This window comes from Delftia sp. JD2 (assembly GCF_001682645.1).
GTDB classification, from domain to species: Bacteria; Pseudomonadota; Gammaproteobacteria; order Burkholderiales; family Burkholderiaceae_C; genus Comamonas; species Comamonas acidovorans.
In genome coordinates, this window is sequence record NZ_LFJT01000003.1 from 70,745 (window position 1) to 96,830 (window position 26,086).

29 protein-coding genes are annotated in these 26,086 nt (G+C 60.4%); 16 read left to right on the plus strand and 13 right to left on the minus strand.

Features of this window, described 5'->3' with window-relative positions; translation table 11 throughout:
- The first annotated feature begins 185 nt into the window (after positions 1–185).
- From ACM14_RS02535 to ACM14_RS02575, 9 genes are all read left to right on the plus strand, one after another.
- Positions 186–944, plus strand: coding sequence for a hypothetical protein (locus tag ACM14_RS02535; protein WP_139093330.1), 759 nt, complete (start codon positions 186–188; stop codon positions 942–944).
- Positions 945–1,088: 144 nt separating this feature from the next.
- The gene (locus ACM14_RS02540) at positions 1,089–2,345 is read left to right on the plus strand and encodes a hypothetical protein (RefSeq protein WP_065345195.1); all 1,257 of its coding nucleotides are present in this window, start codon (positions 1,089–1,091) and stop codon (positions 2,343–2,345) included.
- 135 nt (positions 2,346–2,480) lie between these two features.
- Positions 2,481–2,891, plus strand: coding sequence for a hypothetical protein (locus ACM14_RS02545; RefSeq protein WP_065345196.1), 411 nt, complete (start codon positions 2,481–2,483; stop codon positions 2,889–2,891).
- 59 nt (positions 2,892–2,950) lie between these two features.
- A complete protein-coding gene (locus ACM14_RS02550; RefSeq protein WP_065345197.1) occupies positions 2,951–3,310 on the plus strand; it encodes a hypothetical protein in 360 nt (119 codons plus the stop codon).
- Entirely contained in the window at positions 3,310–3,747 is a 438-nt protein-coding gene (locus ACM14_RS02555; RefSeq protein ID WP_065345198.1) for a hypothetical protein, read from the plus strand. Before ACM14_RS02550 ends, ACM14_RS02555 begins: the two co-directional genes overlap by 1 nt.
- Entirely contained in the window at positions 3,744–4,337 is a 594-nt protein-coding gene (locus ACM14_RS02560) for a vWA domain-containing protein (RefSeq protein ID WP_065345199.1), read from the plus strand. The genes ACM14_RS02555 and ACM14_RS02560 overlap by 4 nt, the downstream gene beginning before the upstream one ends.
- Positions 4,334–4,774 (plus strand): hypothetical protein, encoded by a 441-nt coding sequence (locus ACM14_RS02565; RefSeq protein ID WP_065345200.1) that lies wholly within the window; start codon positions 4,334–4,336, stop codon positions 4,772–4,774. Before ACM14_RS02560 ends, ACM14_RS02565 begins: the two co-directional genes overlap by 4 nt.
- Positions 4,775–5,486: 712 nt before the next feature.
- Positions 5,487–7,550 carry a hypothetical protein gene (locus ACM14_RS02570; protein WP_065345201.1) on the plus strand — a complete coding sequence of 688 codons (2,064 nt, stop codon included), beginning with the start codon at positions 5,487–5,489 and terminating at the stop codon, positions 7,548–7,550.
- A complete protein-coding gene (locus ACM14_RS02575) occupies positions 7,534–8,013 on the plus strand; it encodes a hypothetical protein (RefSeq protein ID WP_139093331.1) in 480 nt (159 codons plus the stop codon). The genes ACM14_RS02570 and ACM14_RS02575 overlap by 17 nt, the downstream gene beginning before the upstream one ends.
- Here the strand turns inward: ACM14_RS02575 and ACM14_RS02580 are convergent.
- The 10 genes from ACM14_RS02580 to ACM14_RS02625 all read right to left on the minus strand — a co-directional run bounded on the left by ACM14_RS02580 (position 8,008) and on the right by ACM14_RS02625 (position 16,132).
- Positions 8,008–9,105, minus strand: a complete 1,098-nt coding sequence (locus ACM14_RS02580; protein ID WP_065345203.1) for a hypothetical protein — start codon at positions 9,103–9,105, stop codon at positions 8,008–8,010. The two genes, ACM14_RS02575 and ACM14_RS02580, sit on opposite strands and share 6 nt — an antisense overlap.
- A gap of 9 nt (positions 9,106–9,114) precedes the next feature.
- Positions 9,115–10,080 carry a hypothetical protein gene (locus ACM14_RS02585; RefSeq protein ID WP_065345204.1) on the minus strand — a complete coding sequence of 322 codons (966 nt, stop codon included), beginning with the start codon at positions 10,078–10,080 and terminating at the stop codon, positions 9,115–9,117.
- A gap of 134 nt (positions 10,081–10,214) precedes the next feature.
- Complete coding sequence (locus ACM14_RS31255) at positions 10,215–10,964, minus strand: PhoH family protein (RefSeq protein WP_139093332.1); 750 nt, start codon at positions 10,962–10,964, stop codon at positions 10,215–10,217.
- 312 nt (positions 10,965–11,276) lie between these two features.
- Positions 11,277–11,606, minus strand: coding sequence for a hypothetical protein (locus ACM14_RS31260; RefSeq protein ID WP_139093333.1), 330 nt, complete (start codon positions 11,604–11,606; stop codon positions 11,277–11,279).
- Between the two features lie 228 nt (positions 11,607–11,834).
- Entirely contained in the window at positions 11,835–12,779 is a 945-nt protein-coding gene (locus ACM14_RS02600; protein WP_368072930.1) for a protein-disulfide reductase DsbD domain-containing protein, read from the minus strand.
- Complete coding sequence (locus ACM14_RS02605) at positions 12,776–13,672, minus strand: hypothetical protein (protein ID WP_065345208.1); 897 nt, start codon at positions 13,670–13,672, stop codon at positions 12,776–12,778. Before ACM14_RS02605 ends, ACM14_RS02600 begins: the two co-directional genes overlap by 4 nt.
- Complete coding sequence (locus tag ACM14_RS02610) at positions 13,665–15,002, minus strand: type II toxin-antitoxin system HipA family toxin (protein WP_065345209.1); 1,338 nt, start codon at positions 15,000–15,002, stop codon at positions 13,665–13,667. The genes ACM14_RS02605 and ACM14_RS02610 overlap by 8 nt, the downstream gene beginning before the upstream one ends.
- A 10-nt stretch (positions 15,003–15,012) precedes the next feature.
- Positions 15,013–15,252 carry a hypothetical protein gene (locus tag ACM14_RS02615; protein WP_065345210.1) on the minus strand — a complete coding sequence of 80 codons (240 nt, stop codon included), beginning with the start codon at positions 15,250–15,252 and terminating at the stop codon, positions 15,013–15,015.
- 170 nt (positions 15,253–15,422) lie between these two features.
- Positions 15,423–15,812, minus strand: a complete 390-nt coding sequence (locus tag ACM14_RS02620; protein ID WP_046983991.1) for a hypothetical protein — start codon at positions 15,810–15,812, stop codon at positions 15,423–15,425.
- A 2-nt stretch (positions 15,813–15,814) separates the two neighbouring features.
- Positions 15,815–16,132, minus strand: coding sequence for a helix-turn-helix transcriptional regulator (locus ACM14_RS02625; protein WP_065345211.1), 318 nt, complete (start codon positions 16,130–16,132; stop codon positions 15,815–15,817).
- Positions 16,133–16,357: 225 nt separating this feature from the next.
- On the opposite strand from ACM14_RS02625, the gene ACM14_RS02630 reads away from it, so the two are divergent.
- The 5 genes from ACM14_RS02630 (at position 16,358) to ACM14_RS31265 (ending at position 19,671) form a co-directional block, all read left to right on the plus strand.
- Positions 16,358–16,621, plus strand: coding sequence for a hypothetical protein (locus ACM14_RS02630; RefSeq protein ID WP_139093334.1), 264 nt, complete (start codon positions 16,358–16,360; stop codon positions 16,619–16,621).
- A gap of 297 nt (positions 16,622–16,918) precedes the next feature.
- Entirely contained in the window at positions 16,919–17,125 is a 207-nt protein-coding gene (locus tag ACM14_RS32695; protein ID WP_074922050.1) for a DUF6283 family protein, read from the plus strand.
- Between the two features lie 121 nt (positions 17,126–17,246).
- Entirely contained in the window at positions 17,247–17,528 is a 282-nt protein-coding gene (locus ACM14_RS02635) for a hypothetical protein (RefSeq protein ID WP_065345213.1), read from the plus strand.
- Positions 17,529–17,900: 372 nt separating this feature from the next.
- Positions 17,901–19,004: a hypothetical protein gene (locus ACM14_RS02640; protein ID WP_065345214.1), complete on the plus strand. Its 1,104-nt coding sequence runs from the start codon at positions 17,901–17,903 to the stop codon at positions 19,002–19,004.
- A gap of 7 nt (positions 19,005–19,011) precedes the next feature.
- Positions 19,012–19,671, plus strand: coding sequence for a YkgJ family cysteine cluster protein (locus tag ACM14_RS31265; RefSeq protein WP_065345215.1), 660 nt, complete (start codon positions 19,012–19,014; stop codon positions 19,669–19,671).
- Between the two features lie 634 nt (positions 19,672–20,305).
- On the opposite strand, the gene ACM14_RS02650 is transcribed toward ACM14_RS31265, so the two are convergent.
- Positions 20,306–20,932 carry a hypothetical protein gene (locus ACM14_RS02650; RefSeq protein WP_139093336.1) on the minus strand — a complete coding sequence of 209 codons (627 nt, stop codon included), beginning with the start codon at positions 20,930–20,932 and terminating at the stop codon, positions 20,306–20,308.
- A 2,094-nt stretch (positions 20,933–23,026) separates the two neighbouring features.
- Positions 23,027–23,491 (minus strand): conjugative transfer protein MobI(A/C), encoded by a 465-nt coding sequence (gene mobI / locus ACM14_RS02655; RefSeq protein ID WP_065345217.1) that lies wholly within the window; start codon positions 23,489–23,491, stop codon positions 23,027–23,029.
- Positions 23,492–23,981: 490 nt separating this feature from the next.
- Between mobI and ACM14_RS02660 the strand changes: the two genes are divergently transcribed.
- Together ACM14_RS02660 and ACM14_RS31270 are read left to right on the plus strand one after the other, a co-directional pair.
- On the plus strand, positions 23,982–24,965 hold the full coding sequence (locus tag ACM14_RS02660) for a ParM/StbA family protein (RefSeq protein WP_065345218.1): 984 nt from the start codon (positions 23,982–23,984) through the stop codon (positions 24,963–24,965).
- Complete coding sequence (locus tag ACM14_RS31270) at positions 24,962–25,552, plus strand: hypothetical protein (protein WP_139093337.1); 591 nt, start codon at positions 24,962–24,964, stop codon at positions 25,550–25,552. Before ACM14_RS02660 ends, ACM14_RS31270 begins: the two co-directional genes overlap by 4 nt.
- Before the next feature lie 94 nt (positions 25,553–25,646).
- Here the strand turns inward: ACM14_RS31270 and ACM14_RS31980 are convergent, their stop codons facing one another.
- The gene (locus ACM14_RS31980) at positions 25,647–25,820 is read right to left on the minus strand and encodes a hypothetical protein (protein WP_175403227.1); all 174 of its coding nucleotides are present in this window, start codon (positions 25,818–25,820) and stop codon (positions 25,647–25,649) included.
- Between the last annotated feature and the right edge of the window lie 266 nt (positions 25,821–26,086).

A 26,086-nucleotide genomic window follows, 5' to 3' on the forward strand; every position in this document is an offset into this window, starting at 1 on the left:
TGCGACGCACTGTTTGGGGAGCAATGGCAGTGGCAAACGCGGATTCCGATGGGGTTTCGTAGCGAGCGCGCAACGCCTCTTTCCCAGGGTGAAACACAGTTTCTGAGGGTGCAACAGCCTCTTGCGTTTGCCATTGCCAACCCACAGACTGGCGCCCAGGATAGCTTCTACGCGGTGGAAAGACGATGGCGAACTTGGAAGACGCACTGGTGGACAGATGCTTGAAGCGCGCTCGCGACTACGGCGGCGTGCCATTCACGAAACAGCGACTGGCTTCAAGGTGCTTTTCGGATATCTCCATGCATGGCCCAGAAGCCAACACTTCGGTCCGGCTCAAGGGCACCCGTGGCTTGGGTCTAAAAAAGCAACGCCGGCTCTTCCCATCCGGTCCGCTTGGGGTGATCCGTTTCGCGGAGCCCGGAGTGCTAGAAGTCGAATTTCCGTCAGTCGAGCTTTTGACCGCCCTGGATGGCCGGCACACTGCGCGAGGAGCCCTTGCCGCCTTCTTCACTGGGCCATCGAAGGCATTTCCGGAGAAGATGCCGCTTGCTCTCGCACTGCAGTTTGCTCAGCAGAATCTTCGTGTCGATCTTGATCCCGAGGTGGTCGAGCTCGTCTATCAGAACAGTGCCGCCAAGCCAATTGGCAACAGCAGACTCCTGATACAGGAGCTGCTGGAAATCGAGGATGTCGCGGTAGCGCGCCGCTGGAAAACACTGGACATGGGCAAGTGGCGTGCGGCGGGGTTGACATGGCCCCTCATACGTCCACTGCGCGCTCGATCCCTACCCCCTAAGACTTCGGGGAGGATGTATCTGGTGTGCGAGCGGCATGCCAAGTTGCTGCGTCATTTCGACCAGGCCGACGACGCGGGCAAGCTGTTCATCGAGCAGTCCGCGTTCCTCGCAGCTGCGCCGCGCCCGCAGCCAGCGCCCCAGCAGTAACGCATCAGCCCAGCTTCGGTTCGGCCTCGCAAGCGCTCGCCGCTGCTTTCTGCGAGAAGCTCCTGAAACCTGTGCTTTTCCCCGGAGATTTTTCAGGGCGTCACCTTACTCTAGGACTGGTCCTTTTTAACCAGTGAGAAGCCCATGAACGACGCTCAATGCCTTGAACTCCGAGATCTGATCATCGCCAGCACGTTCCCTGCGAATGAGCACGGATACGCGGCGCCCCGCTTTCGCTACGTTGCTGTCGTGCGCGACAGCGATTACCCCCCGAGTGTGTCCGGGGATGCCACCGTGCTTTACCACTACTTGCCTGCAGCGTGGGAGCGCGCTGGCGCTGCGTGTGATGCGGACGCCTTCATCAGAGGGCTTTTGAGCCAGTCCCCGTTTCACGCCAAGTCCATCCGCCTTGAGCACCGGCCAAAATCATGGGATGCGCTGTGGTCGATCGCGGCGGTGAGCCCGAGCGACAACATGCCCACGTTGGTCTTGATCGAAAAGCCTGACCGCTCTGTGGAAGGTGTGGTGATGCGCGAAGTCGGCACGTTCGGCTCTCACGCCACTTTGGCCGACACCTACCCTGAGCCAGGTCAAGCGCAAGCGGCGCTGCAGCAGCTGGTGGGGCTGGAGCCTTACGCGCCGTTCATGCGCTGGTACAAGGAATCGAACCTCGCTGCCGCGACACTGGATGAGGCCTGCTCACGGGCGCCGGGGTCCCCTCAAGGTCAGAAGTTCGTGATCGTCTACCGCCGTGACGAATGGCTATGGGGGATCTGGAACAACCCCGGCCTGCAGCACAGCGCCAGCAAGGAACCGTTGCTGCTTTCGAGCGTGGCCGATTTTCATGGCTCGCGCGTTTCGATGGCCAAGCGTGCCAAGCGCCCGGGGCTGGAAGATGCAAAGCGGAGGCAGACCATCGAGGGCGACGGCGCCGCCTTGGAGCGGGCTCTGACCCTTGCGAAGATGGCGCGCTCGGAAGAGCCGAAGTTCGGCGAGTACGAATCGCACCCCGGCGTCAAGGCGTTGTGCGCCTGGTGGAATGCTGCGGCGCCGGACAACATGCGAACTGCGGGATGCTTTCGCCTCTACGCATGGGACGACGCAAAGCAGATCTTCTTGGCTGGTGATCCCGAAGAGCCCGCGATGCAGGCGGATGTCCTGGCCAACGGAGGCGCCTATGCGATCTTCGAGAGGGAAGGGTGCCCAACCATTGCAGTTCAGTTCTATCGGGGCCGTGAGTACAACCAAGAGCAAAGCGGGGGTTCTATCGTGTTCAGCGCCAGCGGCATCGAAGCCTATGACGTTGGCCTCAATGTGGCCGATATCGACGAAGCGTACTACTCCGCACGGGGCCTGTGCGCGTCCCACGTCCAGGCGTTCGCGGCGGACGGGGTGCAGTGACCGGAAGCTGAGAACGCCACTCCAAGGGCCTCTCGGCATAACGCCCGGTTGAGGTTGTCGCAAATTGCGAATATATTCATCCCATGGCAGCCTCGCTGCTCCCGCTCCGCAGGGCATTCGTGGAAGGTCACCATCATGAAAATTCTCATCGGCACCCGTGCCAACCCTCGCGGCGAAATCGTCTACCTTGGCCACGGCCCTAGCGAGGCCGCCGCCCGACGCTGCTTCCGCGAGTGGCTCAACAAAGGCCTGAACCCCAACGATGAAGAAGCCGCAGGCGGGCGCCTGCTCGACAGCAGCAAGTGCACAGAGCGCCTGTTTGCGGCGCTCACTGCCCCCCAAGCCGAAGGTGCAACGGCGGATGCGATACATGTCTTCAACTGGGCCAGCGGGAGCCTGTATTTCAACGAGTCAGGTCTGCTCGATGCCCGCTACGTCTGCCGCGAAGAGTTCGATGTAGCGAATCCCCATCTGGCCCGGAATCCACAACCCGCGCCCACGGTCGATGCACAGTGGGATGGAGAAGATGGCTACGTGTACGACTGAATCACCTCGCGAACAATTTCTCTGCCGCACAGGTAGCCGATTTGCACGCAAAGGGCATCATGATTCACGCACAAGACAAAGCGTCATCCGGCTGGGTGAGCCGCATCATTCATCGCTACGAAGGCCTCTACCCCGAGGGCCAAGCTGACCGCACAGCGGTGGCCGCAGGCTTGGAGAAATCAGGGGGCTGGTGGCTCGCTGGTGAACTTCTGGTGCTCGCTGACACCCTGGGCGACCCGAAAATTAGCAGCATCATCCACACGATGCTCAATCCTCCAAGTCGCCATTCGCGGGTGACACAAAAGCAGCGGCATGCCGTGGCCGATGCACTTCTGACGCGCTATGAGACGGCGTGGCATGTCTATGCAACAGCCATGGGAAAGACAGTGGATGAACTGAAAAGCGCGAGGGACGATTGATGGAAGGCCTTGATTTCTCTGGCCTCACAGATGACCAGCTCATAGAGTTGGCCCGTGGCTGCTGTGTAGAAGCCCTGGCGCGCAGCCCTTCAGTCACAAATGCCATGCTTGACATGATGCGCGACGAATCTGCGAAGGCCCGCGATCTGGCCGAGATTGCCAGAAACCGGGATCTCGCATTGATCTTGCAGGCTGCAGAGCTGGTGGGCCATGCCCCCGATGAAATCAGCATTTCGCATGTCTATTCGCGTGGCAGTCGGCGCGTCTACATCAACATGGGCCGCTATCGCTTTTCGCGGCACCACATCGTGGACTACAACACGGCGACAGCCGAAATATCGACCGTGGCGGCGTTGCGCGATGTACGGCCCCAACTCATTGAATTTTGCGCGGGCCTCACTGCTGTCGTCCCACTCGACACATTCATCACAACATGACACGTCAACTCGTAAACCCCCTGCAGAGCCTCATCGGCAAAGCCAAAGCCTCGTTGCCTCAGCACACAGGCACCGTGGCAAAGGCTCACGACCGCATGACGCGCCTGGGCAGCGGGCAAACCGTCGTGCTTGCGGACGTTTCCGGCTCGATGGACAGCCTTGCCTGGGGTGGCCGCAGCAAGCATTCCCTGTTGGGCGAAGCGATTGCTGCCACAGCAGCAGGCCACGAAGTCCTGGCATTCGCCGAAGATGTCACACCCGTGCCGAATGCGTCCTCGCTACCACCAGCCAGCGGGAGCACTGCACTGCATCTGGCTCTAAACGCCGCGCGTGAGCGCAATCCTGGGCGCATCCTCGTCATCAGCGATGGGGAGCCCGACGACGAAGTGGCAGCGCTGGCAGCCGCCAAAGCGTTTCCAGGCGTCATTGATGTGCTGTACATCGGCCCGGACAGCAACGCAGCAGCGATGCGATTCTTGCGCTCGCTAGCCCAGGCAGGCCATGGCAGGTATGAAGGCAGCGACATAGCGCGAGCTGGACAGCCAGCACTGGCACACACGGTGCAGCGACTTATCGGGAGATCGGCATGAGCTACGTCGTCTACACAGTGCTCAATGACGGCATTCGGGAGCGCGTGACGCATGAAGACTGCGATGCCTGCGAGCAGGCCGGCATCATCGACCGCACGCTCTTGCCCGTGCTCAATACCGGCAAGGGCTGGGCCGACAGCCGCCGCAGCGGCTATAGCGTGACTGGGGAAATCAAGGCCAATGCCGCCACTTTCCAGTTGCTGGATGAAGGCGTGCCCGTGGCCGTGCTGGCGGTGTGTCTCAAGGCCAAGGCCAGCGCTGGGCTGTGGCGTTGGATCACGGCCCATGCGCAGGCGCAATTGCCTGATGTGGGCGAAGCACCTCCGCCCGCCTGGGCCGCGCTGCGCTATGGCGTTCCAGAAGCCGCGCTGCCGTCCTGGCTGGACTGGTGGGCCAAGCATGTGGCCTTTGCACTGCTGACCCGAGAGGGCTGGTGAGGTGACCGGGAACGAGCTGCAAGCCCTGTTGGATGCGCGGGCCATCAAGCCTGTGGCGTGGGCTGCCGCCCTTGGCGTGAATCAGTCCACCATATATCGCCTGATTGAACGAGGCGATACTCCGCTGCCATCGCCGTGGTCCCATGCGCTGGCGGCCTGGAAAAGCGGACTCAAGCCTCTCTGATGGTCCGGTTTTGGATCAGCTGGCCGCGCCGATCCTGCTTAACAAGGAAGGTGAAGCCAAGCGTCCACTTTCCTTGCGGAGGATAAGGTCGGATAGGTGGCTGTGCAGAACTTCCGAGGCGCCAACGGCCCGCGCCCTCGGGCTCCTCGCTCCAGCTGGCGCTGGCCCGTCTCTTCAGTGGGATCCGGTGTGGCATGGAGGCGGAAACGATCCCTGCGGCAATCGAGATCAACTCCGTCCGCCAGCCTTAGGAAGCAGTGGCAAGCGCCCAACGCTCCTTGTCGATTCCGATGCTCACAAAACGCTGGACGCGGGCACCCTGGTGCCGCGTCCATTCTTCGATTCCGAGATATTCCTATGGCATCATTGGCGCTCGGAATGGTCTCTTCCGTACCGCTGGCATTGGTAAAGGCATCGCCAGAGACCCGCACCCCTCATCGTTGAACGCATTTCCGTTTTTCATGGTGGCGCACTCCCCGGCAAGCCAGCCCCCGAATTGATTTCCGTCGCCACCGGAAGGAAGGAACCATGCGCATCCCAGTCACCCGGGCGGACCTCGATTCGCGCCGCTTCACGAAAATTTCCCGCACTCTGATCAAGAGCTGGCCACATGGCAAGCTGAGCCTCATGCAGGCGCAGGGAATACTGGCCCAAATGCTGGGCTACCGCTCCCTGCACGATCTTCAGGAGGCCGTCAAAAGCGGCCATGCCGTCGCTTCGCCTGGAGTGGCGCTTTCCCGAGCTCAGATCATCGCAGGCGCCGCCTGGAAGCTTTCGCGGCACGCTTCTATTCCGCTGGCTGCTGCGAGCCTTTTGGCGGAGGGCCTCGGACTCTCGACCCTGGATGCGGATGCCGCGACGCAGGATGCGAACTTTGAGCGCACCTTCGAGCATATGAGGAGAGATTCCGAGGGTCACGGGAAGATGCTGATGCTCGATGAGAGCCCTGCATACCTGAACCCGCCCTGGGAGCCTATGACGCCCTTGCTTCTCGATTGGGGCGTGCCGCCCTACGAGTTTGCGGTTCTCCGCGATGGCAGTGCGTTTTCCTGGCATGTGCTCACCGGGTTGCTCAGCAGATTGCCGGAGGGCTATACCGAGGAATTGGCCCAAGAGGAAGCCTACCAGCAGGCCACCACCAACGATGCCATCACCCGCCAGTTCGTGTCGAACGAGTTGATCCCGCAGGCCTTCTCACCTCTGGCCAGTGCAATCAAGCGGGACAAGAGGATGCCGAATGGTTTTGCCATCCGCTGGCTCTTCAATGAGGAGCGCCGCTGCCTTGGCCGCGTGATCGAGAACTGGATGTTGGGTGGCGTCGTGCCGGTGGTGTTCGATCCGGATAGCGATGCCATCTTCGATGCGCTGGCCGAGATCATGTGCGGTCGGGCCGTCCCAGCTTCCTCTGGTCCTTTGATGCCTGTGCCCGGTGTTTCCGGAGATCCCGTACGGATCATGGCCTACCTATCCGCACAGCTCGGTGGTGGGTTCGACCTGCGCGAGGACCTGAGCAGCTACCCGTATTCCAGAAGCGGCGAGCCACTTGATTTCGAGCTGAGGCCGCTCGGCATCCCCCTCACATTCTTGGGTCAGCACGCGGTGCTGGATGCGGGCTCGGGTGGTACTTTCGTTGAGCAGGGGCAAACTTATGTCCGTCACCAGCAATCAAAGTTCCTGGTCGCCGGGGACATCCCCGACTGGATGCGAGCTGACGCTCAGCTCAACACTCTGCAGCAGCGCTTGAATGTTCTCCAGCCGATGGGTAGAGGTGCCATTCCCGATCCGCTGGCGGCCTTGCACAACGTAGCCAAGGAGACCTTGCGGACGAAGCTTCAAGAAGCTCGTTCACGCGCAGCAGCGCGCACGCCGGACGGGCTTGCGCTCGTCGCCCATGCGCATGCTGTGCCCGAGGCGCTTGACGGCTATCTTGGTGCCTATGTAGGGGAACATGTCGGAGAAGATCCGGTGTGGCTGCAGCGGCTCGGTGGAGAGATCAAGGCGCTTTGCCCCTCGCTGCAACCCTACTCGAACCTGACCCTGGGGGGGCTATCGAAATTGATGGAAGACTCCGACAGCCCCAACTCTCCAGACAACGTGCAGGACCTGTTCCCAGCGCTGGTGGTGATGTCCGCCTTCTGCGCAGCCGAAGTCGATATCGAGGATGCCTGCAGGGTAGCGTCCGCCGAGAGCTTTTTGCTGGTTTGCGAGATGCTGATCGAGCGGCGGACTTCTACCCAGACAGCCTTTGCCGATGCCTTGGCACTGGCGAAATTCAACTCGGCTCTGGAGCGACATGATGGGGCCGTGCGCAGCATTCAGCGCTGGCGCGAGGAGGCTTCGCAGCAGGACAAGATCCGCGCCGAGGGGGCCTATCTCTATGCGAAGGGGCCACTATCGCGCGAAAAGCCCAAGACCATGTTGGAGATGGTGAGCCGCGTACGCAGCTACGGCCATGAGCCTATTTTGGCGAAGCAATCCTTGCATGACTTTCAACGAGGGGCGGCGGGCAAGGGGCACCTCATCCCGCTTTCGCATGCCATCGCACGGACCGCCACCGACGCAGATGCAGATGCAGATGGTCCAGCTGCCTGATAGGCTGGCGCTGGCGCTGCAAGACGTTGTCCTGGCCGTCCAGCAGGGCCTTGCCGACGCGCAGGGGCGAGCTCACCTCCCCATGGTGTCCAGGCGCTTTATGGCGCACGGCGTGCACATGTACTACCGTTGCCTCAGTGGTCGGTTGGCAGGCGCGCGTTATGCCGCGTCGGCCGTTCCCGCAGAGCACTTGGCCCGCGCGCGCCGCGTCGTTGTGATCGCCGACATTTCTCTGGACGGACACTGGCAGGGCTTGGGCTTCTTCAAGGCCCTGATCGCGCAGCTTTGTGAGCCCCGACAGGACATCGACCTTATCGAGGTCGAAAACGTCTCCAACGAGCGCCTGGCGGGGCACTTGGCACGTTCTGGCTGGCACTCGCGCAACGGGCTGGCTACAGGCGGTTCCTGGGTCACGACCACTGCGCTGGCGAGCCATTCCTCAGCGATCTCAGCGCCGCTATGAGAAGAGGGGTGCCATGCGGTGCGCCAGGGAGACATCGTGGCCTGCGGCGTTCATAGTCGCGGCTAAGTCGTTGGCGGGTGAAAACGCGGCACTTGGAGTGCGCTCGCGGAGAACGTTGATCTCACGCCTCAGCTGCTCTATCTGCGCTTTGAGCTGAGTCCCTTCGGCCGCTGCCTCCTGCAAGCCTGCGGCCAGCCCATCTCTGTAGGCAGCAAATTGCCCAGCCGTCTTCACGCCTTCGGAGGCCTGGATGAAAGCGTCCATTTCGTCTACGAGATTGCTACCGAGGCAACGAACGACTGCCCGTGATTCACGATCCAAGACCGGGGCGCCTTGCCTGCTGTCCGCGGCCTCGTCATCAGCATGGGGCTGGCGCTGCAGGAGTACCTCGGTGGCATAGGAGATGTCATCGAGCTCGCTCAGAATTGTCCGAGCCGCCATGCCCCGAATCAAGATTGGCATCAGCTCGCGGCGCCAGACGGCGTTGTTGATTGCATTCCAGCCTTTCTCGGTGACCAGGTAGACCTCCTCAGGCACGCTGGGGTCGGTTGAGCCAGCAATCGCAATATGGACGGCACTGGATAGGAGCGGTAGTCCAAAAAAGTATGCCCCCTCGCGAGGCGCAGGGTCCATCTCCTGAGCGGTGCTCGAAAAGACCTCAGCCAGATCCCAACCGGATGCGACGGCCGTCTCGATGGGAAAGAAGCAGGCGTCATACCACGGGTCTTCCAGATCGATCATGTACAAGCGCCCCTGCAAGGCCATCTCCCGCTCCATCAATTCAATGTGGCCACGTGTCATCGACACCATGCGAGAAGTGGTTTCGCGGAGCAGATCCCAGGCGCGGGACTTGAAGCGCGTTTCCTTCAGGCTCGCAGTGATCGACTTGGCTTGACAAGCCTTGAGCACAGACGCCTCAACCTCCTCCGGAGCAACCTCGCCCATCGCAGCCAGTCTTACCGTCATCACCATCAGGTCATCCATGCTGTTCAGGCGGCGATTTCTCTCGTGCTGGCGCTGGCGGTTGCGCTTCTCTTCCTCCCGCTTGCGCAGAGCACGCCTCTGGTCGCTTGTGAGCTTCTTTCCGGCCATGGCGCCTCCTCAGGAGCTGGATGTGTCGAGATGGGCCGGCATGGAGCCGACTACGACCTTCTGCTCATCTTCGTCGAACGTGAAATAGATCCGTAGGCAGAAGCGGGGGTCTCGCGCGCTCCCCTTGGTGATGTGCTGATCGAGGAATCGTCGGCGACCCCGCCATCGAATGAAATATTGGTCGCCGCGCTCTCCTGCTCTTGTCGGATCGACCGAGCCACCATATTCCAGCCCCATCGCATCGGCCTTCTTCTTGAAGGCAAAGCGGTCGGCTGCGCCAGTCTTGACCTGCGTGTACTCGGTCGCCAGCAGCTCAAGGCAATCGTAGAGAAACGTGGCGTTCTCGTAGGGGCTGCGTTTCGTGGCGCTGATAGCGCGCGGCAGTATGGTGATCCGCTCCATGTTCGCCGCTGCCCAAGCGTCGATGTCAGCAAGTGTCAACTCGGGTTCCCTTTGCGGTGCTTCCGGCACGGAGACTGCGGTGCTGGGGTGGCTTTGGTGATGGACTCGGCGCTGGCGCTGGGGGAGCTTGGACAGCGTCTTGGAAAGATGTGTCCAGTACTCCACTTCGCTTTGCAGGTGGGCAACGACACTGCGGTTGTCCAGGACTGCAGTGACCCCGCTCTGGGAGCATCCAGCGGCGAGCAGGTCCGTGAATGTGGGGATTCGCGCCCCATCCAGAGGCGCTCCGAGTACAGGGTTGAAGACCTTCTCCCACAGGGATGGAAGCAGCGACCGGCCCGCAGCGGCCTCCCAGTTCAAACGGCAGCCTGCAACGCATTTGTCCGCAGCCACAGGCACATGGAACACCTCCCAATGACTTGCGTCCAAGGTGTCGAGTGCTTGGACGGCGAAGTACCGGCCCGATGGATCAATCCACCACTGGATGTGCAGCCGATCGCCCCGTATCGAGCCCGTTGAATCCGGCACTGGTGCGATAACGCAGCTGTCGATCCCTGCAAGATAGTCCCACATACTCGCGGCGAGCTCGTGCTTGCCCGGGGAGGGGGCTACCTCTCTCACTGTATCGATGCCGGTACTGTCCACGTAGCTCCCTGTGTCGTTTAGGACGTGATGCTACCCGGTCAAGGGATGGGCGGCTTTGATGGTCACTGCCTCGGTAGGAAGCGCGAGAGCGTCATCATCGCGCGGCGCACATTCGAGCTGGTCGGAATCTCTGCAAGTGCCTGGGCAAACGGAGACTCAGGCGACTGCTGCATCGTCACAAGCACTGAACCGCCAGCAGCCAAGTGCCGCTCCAGGATGAGCCGCAGTTCCCTTTGGCTGAACGGAATGGTCTCGGTTTCGTCAACGATCCAGACCTCACCTGCGTCAGCGTTTGTCACGAATGGGAAGCTGTCGGCGTCAAGGGCGCCAGCGCCAGCTGCCTTAGCGCCTTCGAAATCGGCGACGGTCAGCGGCGCATCACCGAAGGCCTGGGAGTTGAAACCGTTGGAGTTGACACGGAGCATTGTGCCGCCAACCACTTCGGCCAACTTCGCGTAGGAGCCGCCGACATCGGCGACCCTCACCGTGCGGCCTTCTCGCACTGCGTTCAGGGCGTAGTCGTAGGCCATGAGCGTCTTACCGGAACCTGATGGGCCACAGACGATAGTGAAGTCTTGGGGTTTAAGTGGAAACCGATCCGAAGTGCACGTGCGTGCGGTGGCCACGGCGAGTGGCGAGCCCCCGCTGTTCATGGCGCAGGCCGTCACATGCTTCCAGTGCCTGTATCCCGCTTCCTTGGCGACCTCATCCAGGGCGTGTGCATGCAGAGTACCGGGGGCGGCTCGTACGCGAAGTTTTGCCGCCTTCTTGAGCTTGGAGACGGCATCGGCAGGGGTGTGAACGTGTTGCATGGATATCCTGACTGGCGGATCTGCCCGGTGCCTACCTGCCGGGACTCCGCGAGTGGGAGATCGGATGCTTTTTGATGGGTGAAATGTCGTCCCTTCGGGTTTGCAACGGTAGGCAGCAGGCTTCGACACAGCCTAAAGCTGCTATATGTTAGCGCAATTCAGCATTGCACATGTTTGCAATTAATTGACCCAATTCAGGGCGCCCGCCATGCTGGCGCTGCGCGGGCTCTCCGGTCGAACGAGCATCCATGCGCGCGTAGAAGCCCAAGCTCGACCTCCCTCAGGAGCTGGGCCATCGGCCCAGCGGCATTGTCAGCGGAGCATCAGAGTTAACGCGCAGAACGCCAAGAGTGCGGTGAGGTACTGCGCAAGCAAATAGCACAGCATCGAAAGCACAGGCCGCATCGCAAACCAGGCGCAGTGAAGCAAGGCTCGCATAACAAACACTGCGGCGCGTACCAGGTGGGCCAGAAAAGCTTTCATACCTATCTCCATATGCACAGGAACAGCCCTGTGATAGGTGTAGCGTTCTTTTTTATCTGGCACGCGCCGTTTCGGCTCGTCTCCCGCTTTCGCAGTGAAAAAGTGGCCGTGCGTATTGGCAGTTTTCGGGCTCAGAAATTTTTCGACCGATGGATCCACCTCCGAGCATCCAGGCCTTCACAGCCTCAATCGTGCGCAAGGCTACCAAGCCGGGAACGCGTCGTAGCTGCCCTGGGTGATGTCACCTCACCTGAAGGTTGGAGGGTCTGCGGTTGGCCTGGCGGCAGCTGGTCGGCCGCCCAACCTACCGGCGAACAGCCTTCGCTTTTCAGGAGGAATAGGCCTTGCCCAGTTCCTTTGTCCAGCAATGCCGCCCCGTGTGGTCGCTCAGGGCCGGGAAGTGCCCTGTGCTGCAGAGCTGGCCCATCCGCCTTGCATTCCCAGATCCGCTCGCCATCCTTTGCCGCCATGGGCGAGTACGAAAGGCATGCGGCTGGGGCTGGCGCTGCGCTGCGCGGCCAACGGGAGGCGGGCAGTCCATACCTTGCCTTGCCATCGCTGGGAGCTGAGTGCGGCTGTCTCGACCACGCCAGGGACTTCCGAGAAGACCTCTAGATCCTTTCCGCGAAGCTCCGATGGAAGTCCAGTGACCTCGACCTCCAGGTGGGCGCCGTTCACCCGCGCCATACTGCCTGCGCCGGTGGGAAGTGGCTGAGGCAGGGACTTCGCCGCTGCCGCGAAGGCCGCTGCATGGGCGACCGATGGAGCGCGCACTGGGAGCTTCAGGACGAAATCGCCCTCCTCGGGGATGCACTCCTTCCGGCACATCAGCCAGGTGGCATGCAGCTTGACGTCCACCTCGGCGGCCTGGCCAGGGCTGAATGCGGAGGAGATGGACACAGGAACGGGAAGGAGCACGAAGCCGTCATATCCGTAGTTGACCAGCTTTCCAAGCGGGAACTTGCTGGGCAGAGGCCATGCGATGGCCCCTGCGTCCATGCCCTGGGGCAATCTCCACGCCAGCTCGGTGGGGAGCCCCGCGTCTCCAGGGTTGGTCCAGTAGGTGTGCCACTCTGGCTGGTGTGTAAAGGTGAGCCCGAGCCACAGGGGCTTGCCAGCTGCGACCCCTTCAGGTGCATGCGCAACCAGTTCCGCGCGTACGTGGGGAGTGACGACCTGGCTGCTTGGCTTGGATGCATCCTGCTTTTGCAGATTGAACTGGGCTGCGGCCTGCATGGGGAGTAGGGCGATGGCAGGCAAGAGCGCGGCTGCACTGACGAAACTTCGAAGCATGGTCTGTTTGGGTGCTCTGTGGAATGGGAGAAAGGTCATGGCGAAGGGGTTTGAAACTCGCCAAGGAGCGCATCGGCAAGTCGAGTACCACCGTTGTTACGATCCCCCGCAATAAGGCGCAGCCTCAATGCGTGCCCGGGGCGTGTTTGCCAGCCATGGGCAGCCCATCTCAGGAATCGCAGGGGGCGGTCTCCCCGCTGCATCAGTGCTGTCAGCGCGCGCCATGAGGGTTTCGGATCCCACTTCAAGCCCAGCTTGAGAACAAGCTTCTCCGTGATTTCGCGAAACGGCAGGACCTGAATAGGGTGGTTATCGCTTTGGATGGCGACTGCCCAGGGAAAGAACGGCACTGGAGAGGCGGTGAAACCCGGTATTTCCGGGAATGGGTGTTCGACCACCAGCGCCAGCCGATCCACTCCAGCCAAGCGCTGGAGCTGTGCACGGTTTTTGCCTTCCCCCGCTACGAACAGCGGTAGCCCAGTCCAGACGTCAACGGACGACTCGGTACCGTCCCCTTGGTTGGCGGCGTGCGCCCTGAGCTCCAAGTCTTCGGGGGGAAGGGATGGCGTTTCCTTGTAGAGGTCTTTGCGCACCCAGCCCAAAACGGCCCATGGCGGGATCTCCCTCAACTGGATGGTCGACTGAAGGTCGCGGCGACAGAACCTGCGACCGAGAAGCATTGCCAAGAAGCTGTCGGGAAAGGTGGGCCCGTCTTCCTTCGAGCCCTTGGCAAAGTCCTGAAGGTTTAAACCGTGCGGACGAAGTGCGTCATCAATCCATGCTTCATTCCCGCCTTCGCCATGCCATCGAAAAGTATGGTCCAGCGCATCCTTGAGCAGGCATATCTCTTCAACGATCGGCCGCCAGCTTGGGTCGATATGCACCTTCACCGGCGTGGCCGGGGCCGAGCTTTGGGTAGAGGTCTCAGTCATGGGCTGCCGCCTTTGCTTTGGCCGCGCGTTTGTCGAGGGAGGCGATCATGGGAGTATTTCGAAAGTGCTGGAGTAGCCTGACCTTCTGCTCTGGGAGAAGGGCCGAGGCCTCAATCATGGCTGGCCAGGCCCCGTGCGCACGCCGCACCGTCTCCTTGACGATCGAATGTAGCTTGGGCTCGGAGAGCACCGGCACAGCGTTGCAGAGCTGGCGGATAACTGCGGGCGACACGCGAGCATGCTTTTGGCCTCCCGGGGAGAAGGCAAGCGCATGGCCGCGCCCCGTGAGGTACGCCGCGTAGGCCACCACGTCGTATGCCGGTGACAGTGTTGGCGTGCGGCCATCCAAATACAGGAGACCGAAGTTCTTCAGGTGGCCGTCAAAGTTGCCCAACAAATCGTTGACGACGATCCGGCGCAGCAGCTCGTGCGCGGCTTCCAGCCCCAGCGCCTCGGTGTTCGCCAGCAGCGAGAACATGGTCGCGTAGGAAGCATATGGGTGGGTGTATTTCTGGTCGGGTGGCACGCCGAGGATCTGCGCGAAATCCTCGCAATGGACGTGCTTGCGGCCCGCGCGATCGAAGCGGCGGACGGCGAGAAATTGCTTGCCCTCGCCCAGAGTAAAAGGCTGGTCAGCATCGATGTGCTCAAGGGGCTGCAGCGAGACATCGCAGACCTGCACGCCCGCCACTGCAGCGAGGCGCATCGACAGCTCTTCCACCTGGGGCAGTAGCGGGTACTCAACGGTGGGTAGCTTCGCAATGATGTGCACGCCCCTGGCGTCTTTTGTCCTGGCCACGTAGCGTCCACCGGACTGGATCAGGGATAGCTTGGGCTGAACGCCGGATAGCGACGTGGCTTCGGGTACCGGCACAGGCACTACGGACATCTCAAGAGCGTCGTTGTCCTGGGTGACAACACTCGCCACGCTGGCGCGGTCCAGAGGCGCGGGCTCCACATATACCGCGCCTGGCAGATCCGTGCCGCAAAGGCTGAGCAGGCCGAAGTGGTCACCCTTGCCGAGATTTCCGATCTCCTCCAGGTGCCGGCGCAGGGGGCCTTCTGGCAGGAGGTTCTGGAACCAGTTGGGGAGCATTTCCCCGTCCCCGTTGAAGAAGGGCTGTACCGCATGCTCGGCGAGGAACGCCGCGCGCACGGCGCTGTCTGCCACCCAAGCATTGGCCGCAAGGATGGGGGCTGTGTCGTCCATCCAATACTTGAGGTCCGGCACGAGGCGCGTGATCGCCGAAGGGCCAGTGCCGTACTGGTAGAGGAGGCCGACCCGGCGCTTGGAGGTGCCGATAAATACGTCAAGGGCTCGGTACTGCATGGTCTCCCCGTCACGTCACGCTCTCGGTAGCACTCAGGGCCGCGCGGTGCGCTTGCTCCTGCTCGCTCTCGAAAATCCTCTTACCAGTCGCGTGGTCCTCCACCCATGCGCGCCAGCCATTGCGGGCCACTACTTCGGCACCGGCCAGAGCATCCGCGCGCTTCATTGGGTTGTCGGCGTTCGCTGTCACTCGGGTGAACATCGCAGGGTTGCCCACGACGTACATCAGGTTCCAGACCTTGGTGTTCATTCGACCATTCCTTTTAGTATTTCGTGCACGTTCCATCCTGGATACGTGCCATCCACTGCCATCGAGGCCCGCGCCTCTCCCCGGTGGCGACAAAGCCCCAACGTGGCCAGGTGATGACCAAGCGGCCCTACAGGCGCGCGGGCTGCGTGCGCATAGTCGGCGGCCAAGACCTAGTGGTCCGTGTAGATGACCTGGCCGACAACCTTGCCGTTCGCCACGATGTCCGAAGCCGCGTACACGAAAGGTGCCTCGACGTCGGTGTTGCAGCGGCTTTGCTGGCCGACCGTCACAGGGTAGAGCTGGCCGTCCTCGTCGCAATAGAAGAACTCGGGCACGTCCTCATCGCAGTCCTGCAGATCGTATGCACGGCTCACGTGGCCTTCGGTCGTGGGCCACAGCTTCTTGCTGCCGTTCTCCAACACCCGCAGCACAAAGAACCGCGACTCCCACCAGTCGTTCACCTCGGCCTCTCGCTTGCGAACGGCGCTGCAGGCCTCCCTGAATGCTGCTTCGAGGCCGCGATTGTCACGGACCCATTCGATGTGTGCGCTGCTGCTCATGGTCAATTTCCTCGTACTTTGGGATTGGGGCCCGGTGCGTTCCCGGGTATGAGTCGTTCCACATCCGACACCACGGTGCGCCCTGCGCGCTGGCGCTGGACAAGCGACTGCGCAGCTTCGCTGGGCACCAGCATGAGCTCGAAACCAAGCTCCTGCGCCAGCGCCATGGCGTTTGTAAGCCTCGGTGCGGTCGCGCCTTCGAGCACGTGGCGCACGGACTGAGCGGACAGCCCCGTCCGGTTCGCCAGTTCGTTGACGGTCAGTCGGCGAGCCTTCTTCGCCTCCCTCATCGTCTCAGCGAATTCCTGTAGTGATCGCATGATATGAAACTAGCATCATTGTTGAAAACAATACTTTTATATCACACTGGCTGCAGAAAGTAGATGGTTATAAAACTGTCGTTTTAAAAAAAAACAATAGTTAACTATCATTCTTTCCTTGACACCAAAGTACGGCTGTAGACAATTCGTTGCATGGTTGCAGCGCGGTCGGTCGGACGAACTGCATGGTCATCAACTAGGTTTACCCATATGGAGAAGGAAAGCATGTCCCAGCTCTCGAACATTGACTACGCCGCCCTCGTAGAAGAGCTTGTGTGGGAGCGCGATCAACTCGCCTCCCGCTTGGAGGAGCAGCGCGATGCCCTGGAGGCAACGACGGCTTACGTCGAGCTCTTCACGAAAGACGGCGTCCGCAAGCAACCCCCTGCCTGGGCCATCGGCCATGATGGCGATTTCGATGCCCAGGTGATGGCTGACCGTGCACGGAGTGTGCTGGCCAAGCCGAGCTCTATGTCCTCGATCGCGTGATACGCCTGCTTGTTTGTCTGGCTGGCGCTGGCCTCCATGCTTTCGACGGTGTACTCGGGGGCGTGGGCGAGGTGGTGAAACCGAAACGAAGGGGGAGATGATGGCTGAGTCCTGCGATAGCCGGAACGAGGAGAGGGGTAACGAGGGGTTGCGATTGCTTAGCCGCCCGTGCCCCGGTTGCCCATGGCGATGTGACAAAGGCGCTGCCGACATTCCCGGCTTTTCACTGGAGAAAGCGCGGGACTTGTCGCCACCAGTCCCGATGCACGCGGATTCGGCCCGAGCTTTGGAGCCCCCCTGTTCGCATGCCACCAGTCCAAGGAAGGGGAGGAACTGGCTTGTGCCGGGTGGCTGGCCACGGTCGGTTCGCGCCACCCCAACGTGCGCCTCGCGGTCATGAGCGGGCGATTGGACGGCGAGGCGCTTCGGCCAGCGCTCGACTGGCCGGAACTGCATGACAACTATGGGGATGTTCTGCGCAAGCTTGAACAGACCGAGAGCTAATCGCCTGATGGCGGCTGGCGCTGCCTTGACACGTCTCGGCTGAGCAACCGCGAGCTGTGCGCGCCACAGGCGCTTCTTTTAACCCACACCTGATGAGTTGCGCGGCCAGGATCAGCAAGCAATGCCGATCAATCTGCGCGACGACGAAGCGAAGGAGAGAGACCTAATGGGACGTTTTACGAAATCTGCAGTCATAGACGACATCAGGGCCAGGGCTACCCGCGTGGAGGAAGAACAGGGCTTCGACCGGCGCACCGGTACTGCCCAGCTCCTCCCGCCTGGCGCTGACGAAAGCACCGAGGCACTGATTGATCGCGCAGTCGCTTATGGGGAGTGGCTGGCGCTTAAGCGTGTGGCCGAGGGTATTGAAGACGGCCAGCTGGGCAAGTCAGCCAGCCAGTAGGAGGCAACGTGCGCGCATACCTGCTCATCTTCATTTCAAGTCTTGGATGCGTCCTGGTCGGCTTCCTCGCAGCGACCAAAGTCTCGCCGAGCTCGCTTTTCACGGGGGAAGCGGCTTGGCCAGCACTTGCTGCATTGTTCATTGGCTGTTTGGCGCTTGCCTGTATAGCATTTGAGGGGCGTAGGCAGGACGAACGCACCCGTCCAGAAGTCAAGGAAACCTGCCGTTAGTAGATGTCGCGCCCCTGGCGGGCGTCTAGCCGCTCATCGCGGGACAGAGTGCGGGCGACCTGGTGCGGCCGTGCACACGCCGCGTCAAGCAGGCGGCGGAGAGAATGCATCTTCTTGCTTTGCCAACGTGACAGGACTACGAATGCATGAGTACACGATAGAAATCCCTGGCCTGGCAGAAGCCGTAGCCGCCGTCGCGCAGCCATTGACTTCTTCCCGGGACAAGGACAGGCGCGAGACGCTCCTGGCGGCTGTTCGCGGTGTCTCGGGCTGCGCTTCCGGGGCGTGGGCGACGAGCCGCGAAGGCGGATGGCTGACTCGACGCGGTGTTGCCAGCGCGGATGGGTGCCTCATATCGACGGACCATGCTGCCTGGCTGACCAGCGAGTATCTGGCCGATGGCGCGCGCGCTCTGCAGACGTACGAGCGCCTCAGCCAGCTACAGCTGCGGCTGACCAAGACGGAGTTGACGGAGATCTATCTGGTGGTCGATCGAGGTGGAGCCCAGGATAACTTCGTGCAGATCGAGATCGAGCTGCAGCAGGAGACTCTGGACTGCGAGTTGCTCCGGCGCTGGTCCGCCCCGCGCACGTTGCAAGACCTGGTCGAGGAAGCCTGCGGCGATGAGCTACCCGCTGGCGCACGTCTAGCGCTCGGGGCACCGCGCTATGTCGTCAAGCGTGTGATCGATGTCGCCAAGTTTCTCAGGCTTGCAGATGAGCTTGAGGAGCGCAAGCGCGAGCGCGCCCGAACGATCCTCTTTGATGTCAGCGACAGTTACACCAAAGAGCCGCTGGGAGTGAAGTCGCTGGCAGACCTGGATCCTGGCCACGACAAATTTCCCTGCAAGGCAAGGCGTCTTTTCTCGGACTGGGAGACCAGCAGCGCGGGCCGCGCCGGCGCCCGCCTTTGCCAGCACTGGGTGCTCAAGACCAGCGATTGGCAGGACCCGAGTCCCCGTGGTCTGCGTGAGTTGTCGATCGTGCCGGTGTGGACATATGGAAAGCATCTCGCCGAAGTCAGCTCCCGAAAAGGCACTGCCCAGCAGCTGCTCGACAAGCTCCAAGTGATCGACCGCCGAACGGGCGTGCCGTTCGCCTGGTTCTTCTACCTCTTGCACGGCAACAGGGTGCACGATGGCTCTGGGCACCGTGTCATCCATGCGGCCGAGGCCGGGGAGATCGACTTGCCTGAGTGCGACTACCAGACGCTGCGCCGCTGGCGCGAGCGCGAGTACGGCTTCTAGGCCCTCGATGAAGACCTGGGACTCTGCCGTTCGAGCCGCCCATCTCGCCCGCGTGCGCCAGCGGGAGACTGATGTCCTCGGCCCACCGGGGCGCGAGGCGCTGGACGCTCGCGCCAAGGCGGTCCTGCAGCCAGCAAACGGTGATCGCCTGCGTCTTGTGAACGAAGCGCTCGCCGCGCCCTCACGCGCGAAGGCCATCGTATGGCTGCACCGCGCCGCCGATCGGCTCAGCATGGCCGTGGCACCCGAAGTCGCTTGCCGCCGAGGCTGCTCTGCTTGCTGCCACCAAGACGTGCTGGTGTCTGATGCCGAGGCAGCGCTTATTGGGCGCGCCATCGGCCGCAAGCCGGTGGCAGAGCCAGCTGGCGCTGTGGTCGTTGCACGCGACCTGCAGGACGCACCTGTAGTGCCGATCCGGCATTCTGGTGAGCCGTGCACGTTCCTGCAGGACGACCAATGCAGCATTTTCCGAAACCGTCCGCTGATGTGCCGGCTGCACGCAAACTTCGACCGCGACGCGCTGCTCTGCCAGATAGTGCCGGGTGAATCGATCTCTGCGCCGTACGTGGATGCGTCGATCGAGAAGGCCGTGTACCACGGCAAGGTGACGGCCGGTGGCCTGGTGGCCGATCTGCGGGACTGGTTTCCCCGCGCCGCAGAGCGCTGACACATGCGTGTTCCAGAATCCCTGGGGAGCGAGAGGCAAGGGAAGAGTGCAGGGTGGCATGAGCGCACATCGAGCTGGTGCCGTCCAGGCGCCTCCTGATGCTGGCGCTGGAAGCTGCCCCGCCGACGCCAAGCCTTCGCCGTAGCGCAGACGAGAGGCACTGCAGGTGGACGCAATAGCTCTTGCGAAGGTCAAGCAGGCTCGATGCAATCGTTGACGATGAAAACGCTGTGCGCGCTGCTGAACCGGGGCGGGTGGGCGCCGCCGCGTGGCGCGGTATCTGCGTGGGCCGCTTGCGTGCTCTAGGCGGTTGACCGGCGATCAGCGCTGGCCGCGCTCGTGCTCGGCGCACGATGCACGAATTGCCCGATCCCAGGGCAACAGTCCGCGCAGGTTGGGAGCCAAGCAGGCCAGGCCGGAAATCATCGCCCTCCCGGTAGTCCGCCACCCCTCCAATTGCGCAGTAAAGGCGAGGCCAGCGGAGGCTGGCGCTGGAGAACTTCGCCAGGGAGGCCTGTGTACCGCCATAGGTCCTGCGGAGATACCCGATGCCGCGGCTCCCTCCGCCCGGAGGCGCGCGCACGGAGATGGCTGTGTCGATGCTCCAAGCCTGTGGCGGTGCGTTGAACCCGCCTCATGGCGACTCGTCCACGGGTGGGAGGATCTTGAGCACTTCCGGCCAACGGCTGACTACGGGGGTGGAGAAGCCCCGGGCCCGAAGCCATTGGAGAGCCATGACCACGTCTTTCACAGCGTAAGCCGTCAGGGAGAGGTCTGGCACGCCCACGGAGGGAGGAAGGGCCTCATCCCACCCATCGAATGCAGGCCACGGCGCAATCTTCTGCGTGCCGTCGCGATGCTGCACCCGAACCCAGCACTGACCATCGGCGCCGCGAACCACCCCTACCGACGTGTTTAGCTGGTGCTGCCAGGGCCAGGGGTGCTGTGGCAGAGTCTGCAAGGGTCTTGCGGGCGTTGGAGCGAACTGCGCTCGACGAGCAGCTTGATGCTGGGTCGCGCGTTCGCGCAGTGCGCGCAGCTTGGCATCGGCGAGCGCCATAGCGCTGTCGTGGCGTTTTTTGAAGCGCGCCATCAACGCGGCTGTGTTCTCCATGAGCATTTGGCGCTCCGCCTCTTCGAGCGTCCCACCGTTCCCGCCACCAGCGGCGTACGAGGGCAATCCCAGTGCATTGGTGCTTCCATATCGCTTCGCGAAGCACGTCGAGCCGAGAACCATGAGAGTGCCTTCGTCTTCGACCACGTGGACGGCGGCGTAAACGCCGTGGCCGCACCCCGGGTTTTGACACATCACTCGGCGAGCAGGCTCTACGGCCACGATGGCAAGCAGACGCGCGCGCGGTTGAGTGGGGCTAGGTTCCGTATTGAGGCTCATACGCTGGGGCTGAGGTGTTTATGGCCAGCCGATTGTTACCGCGATTCAGGACTACACGCCGCATCGAAAGCAAGCGTTGTCTCGGATTGCGAGTGAATTTCGTGTTGCGTCCTAAATCAGTCTTTCACTCTTGTCTTGCGGGGATAGTTAAAGCAGGGGCGGGGGTGCACACCGCCTCGCGACAATCGTCCGTGGCGAGCTGGAGCTTACCGCAGCAGGAGGCTGATCGTACCCACCAAGAGTTCCGCTAGGTGATGACGCCGTGCGTCAGTGCAGCCGGAGTCGAGATGTGTATTCGCACGGGTAGGCGTTCGTTCGCATGAACCAGCGCTCTCGTTGATTCAGCGGCCAACAACGCCGCCATAGTCGGCTGCTCTGAAAGCCATCGGGTGCTGGGGCAGTGCGTTCTGGGCCGTGTGCAGAACACGTCGCTTGCTTCAAATGAGAAGCGCGGGGGGCAGGGAGCAGCGGGTTGAGAATTTACATCCGGCTGGCGCTGGCGCGCCTCATTGTGCATGCGAATAGGGGCAAAAATGGTTTGCAGGTGCAAATTGACGGCCAGTTCCGTCGAGACACTGGTCGGGGTAACTCGCCAGCCTTTTCCAAATTACAGGAAGCGCCACTCATCGAAGTCGCGCCCACTAGGGATGCGCGGCGATCAGCAGAGGTCTTGCTCGCTGGAAAGTATCGCTGTTGGCAGATGGCTGGAGGACGAACGTCACTCGATGTGCGAAAACTGGGGAAGCTACAGAAGGTCAAATGCATGGTATTTAATATTACATGACCTCGCCCCACGGCTCTAAAGACCGCCATTGCACGAACTTTATATCTTGAGTGCTTCGCACTACAGAAACGAAGCGACTTTGGACTACTGAGGGCAGGGGGCTCGAAATTGGGGGAAGGCCTTCCAGGCGTGCGGAAATTCTCAAGGCCAGTACTAGCCGCCAGGGAACGGCGGTCGAGCTATAAGCCTAGAAATCAGCGCAGGGTATCCGAGACCATCAAGCGGCTCGGCTTAGCCGTCTTGCATGCGCTGTATCTGGGGTAGCAGGGAGAAGGTCGCCGAGCTTGAACCCATGGAGCATTGCGGAGAAATAGCCACATGAGGCACACAGCTGAGTGTTGGATCATGTTGTAGGTTGAGCATGACAGCTCGTAAAGCGGAAATCGCCTTGCAATATCCGAGCATCGGAGCCACGATGAGTATCGACGCTCTAAGCCGCAGAAGAGAGGAACAAAATATGGCGAGCTACGCTAGATGCTCGTGAAAGTAAATATAACCAGATGAGGAATGCGGAAATCCAACCAGATGCCGTGAACAATCTACAGCAAATACACGTACAGCAAGAGACACACTGCCTTCGGCCATGGTTACGCAACACGAGTGTCCGTTTTGAAGCGAAGAGGCTTGTAGAACCATGAGGGAGCCCCGCGAAGACGTTGGTAGCGCCAACTGCCGCCGTAATCCGACGTTCAAGCATCCGCTGTTGCGAAACTCGACCCAATAGCTGCGGATGAGCCGATACTCAAGTACGCCTGTACGCGAAAAAAGATCATCGCGCTAGAAATCCATATACTGAGCCATGACGCTTCGCTAGTACCTGATGTCCATGGGGTGGGTCGGTTAGAACGGCGACGAAAAGTGGACAAAGCGGTTTGTGTGCTCTGAGAGTCTCTACGTCGCTTCTTTATAGAGCTGGGCCTCGGCACTTCTTGAAGAAGCAGCTTTTACCTTCCTAGTAGAGCAGCTTCTGTGGCGCTGTCCGGAACGATCCGATGGAAAGTGATTTTCCGCATGCTCTAACCGAGGTTCGAGAAAACGAAAAGCCGGGAACTCTATCGAAATAGCTCTTTGATTTCGCGGTATCCAGGACCATGAGCAGCGCCCCGGAGGTTCGATGGAGAGTTCCCCGCATTCGTGCATGTAAATCGATGGCAATCGCTAAGGGCGAAGGCAAGACCTCAACGCTCATCGCGTAGCTTTTGCAACTTCTCATCGGCAACGCGTTTTACAGCCTTTGCAGCACGTATGGACATGATAGCCCTGACTAGGTGATGAGCTTGTCGTCGGATTGACTGCATTTGCAATTCAGTCTCGCGCACAACTTCCCATTCCCAATCTTTGGCGTGTTTTTTCAGCTCTGCATCGGTGTACGTCATGTTCTTGCTGTCGCGCGCAATTGCAATCCGTGTCCTGGTGCGGTTGGCCTTCGAGCCGTACCACTTGATGCCCTTCCACACAATCTGAAGGTTGTTGCCGCGTTTGACGCACGAGAGTTCAAGTGCGCTACGTGACTCATACCCGGTGGCCCTGCGTTCATGAGCGGTCACCGTGTCCCAGTAGTGATCAGCGATCCGCATTGCTTCGTCGTACAGGTCGGTGACGATCGCTTCAAGCGACTCGATACCCTTGTCATGGCCTTCCATTCATACCCTCACATGAGCCTAGTTACCGTGGGCTGATCTACCCCCCAGATGCACCCAGGGCGTGCTTTGACCCGCTATCAGGCGCTGTCGAGGGCTACGAACCTTTACACCACCCTGGAAGCACCTATCCACCCGTTACCGGGTGCATCTGGTAGGGCAGATGCACCCGGTAACGGGTACATGGATGATAGCATCGTCGATCTCGCGGCCATCTTTGTCATCTTCGGCCCCCACATGCACCCTAATAAGGCGCATGTGGGGTTGCTCATGACGTTCCAACGTTGCCAACGAGCGAGCCAGAAGCCGAAATGCTGCTACGGATGATCGCCTCGGCATCCAGGAAAACGCAGCGGCACTACAGGGGGGCGACTGACGCTATACAGAGCGAGGCGACTAGACAACCACAGGGCGTGAACTGGTCCACCACAAAGTTCCAACGCGCCAAAAAATTGCATTAGAATTGCAATTCCTAATTGTGCAAAGGATTGCAATGAACGTCATCGGTCTAGACATCGGCTACTCGAATCTGAAATTGGCTTTTGGCGACAGCGAAGAGGGCATGACAACGGCAATTCGACCTGCAGGAGCAGCGCCCGCCGATCGTTTTGGAAGCCGCTACGATGGGAAAGCTCAGGACGACTTCCTTCATGTTTTGGTTGATGAAGAACCATTTGTCGCAGGCGTATCGTCTGATCAGGCTGCATTGTGGGAACGATCGCTGCATGCTGAATACTCGAATACCCAATCCTACAAGGCGTTGTTTCATGCAGGCCTCCTGATGTCAGGCATGTCTGATGTGGATATGCTGGTCACAGGTCTGCCAGTCCATCAGTACAAAGATGAGAAACTTCGCGCAGCCCTAGAGAAGAAATTCGTTGGCAAGCACCGCATTACACCCAAGAGAACTGTGGAGATTGCCAAGGTGAAGGTGGTTGCTCAGCCTGTTGGTGGGCTGTTCGACATGATCGACCAGGATGACGAAGCAAAACCGAAAATCGATGAGGAAGCGAGAATTCTGGTGATCGACCCAGGGTTCTTCAGCAACGACTGGGTATTGATTGCTGATGGCCAGCTTCAAATGCGTTCAAGCGGGACAAGTCTCCAGGCATCGTCGGTTGTTCTGGAACAGGCGGGCATCCTCCTGGCCGAAGAACATGGGGTGAAGCCCACGGTTGAGAGCTTTGAAAAAGCCATTCGTGAAGGTAAAGCTTCAATCTTGGTAGCGGGGCAGCGCGTCGCTATTGCGCCGTACATCGAGCAAGCCAGTAACGCCCTGGCGTCGATAACCACTAATTCCATATTGACCTCCCTTCGCGCAGAGAAGATGTCCCCGGACGTGATTGTGCTGGTAGGTGGGGGGACCGAGTTCTTCCGAAAAGGGATTCAGGAGGCATTTCCCAAGCTGGAGGTTGTTTCCCCGAAGCAGCCGGTGTTGTCTATCGCACGGGGCTACTGGCTTCTTGGACAGGTATGAGCGTCAAGATTCTTGTCGCTCTGAATGAGGCATTCCAGGCCCTACAAACGCATCTGGAAGGAATGCCTTCTTCAGTCCGATCGGAGCGGTTGCGAGCCCTAGCCTCTATCGGACTTCAAATTCAGACCGGCAAATTACAGGCTGCGATTAGTGCTCCAGATCTATTTTTTGGAGGGAGTGCTTTAAGGATTGCCTTCTTGCAGTTTCCAGTTGTGCTCAACGAAGCGTATCCTGACCTGTATCAGGTGTTGCGTGATACACCTGCACGGCTTCGGGCAGAACGGTTGAGGTCGCTTGCACTGCTTGGCTTACATGCAGTTGCTGTATCTCCAGAGCAAGCGCCAGCTCAGCCCGCGCAGTCACGTTCGGAGTCACGGCCGACGATGGATGCAAACCCGAAGACACGGGTTGTGCCTGAGGCGGTGCTGCCGCCTCCTAAAAAGGTGCAGCAGGAGACAGTCGAGAAGAAGCCTCCGCCCGAGGCCCATGAGGAACCGGCTTCGATATCAGCTCTCGCCGATACTGAGCGCGCTCCTAGAAAATTAAAGCCACGAGTGGCGCGCTTCGCATTGACTCTAGGAACATAAAAAAGGCCACCTTGGGAAAGGTGGCTTTTCCTACGTCAAATAATCAGTATTTGGACTCCTCGAATTTTGGCAACAGTATTGGAGAATGGATAAGTTAGAGAACATGCTGTGCATGCCAGCTTACGCGTGAGACCTGGAAGGTATCGACCATGGGCTCGCCACCTAGCATAAGAATCTCGATTTCGCCCTTTTCCTCCATTTCATTGATACGATGAATAGGAACGTTGAGTTGATACGCTGCCTGGGATTTAGTGATGAGGTGATTCATGGTATTGCCTTTCTTCGAGTTTGCTTAGATTAATACAAACTGAGATACATGTAAATAACTTCATGGCATGAAATTGATTGTTTGCGACCAGAAGGCGAATCAACTAGAAGTTGGCGTGGCAATTTCTAGTGCTCGACCCCAATTTCGCACGCTAGTGGAGCGACAGCAAGAAGAAGATGTGGTGAAGAGAGCACGGGCAGGCCTTTTGGCCAAGGTGTTGCGTGACTGTTGAATTTCCTCAACCGGACGAAGGTTCAGACCGCACT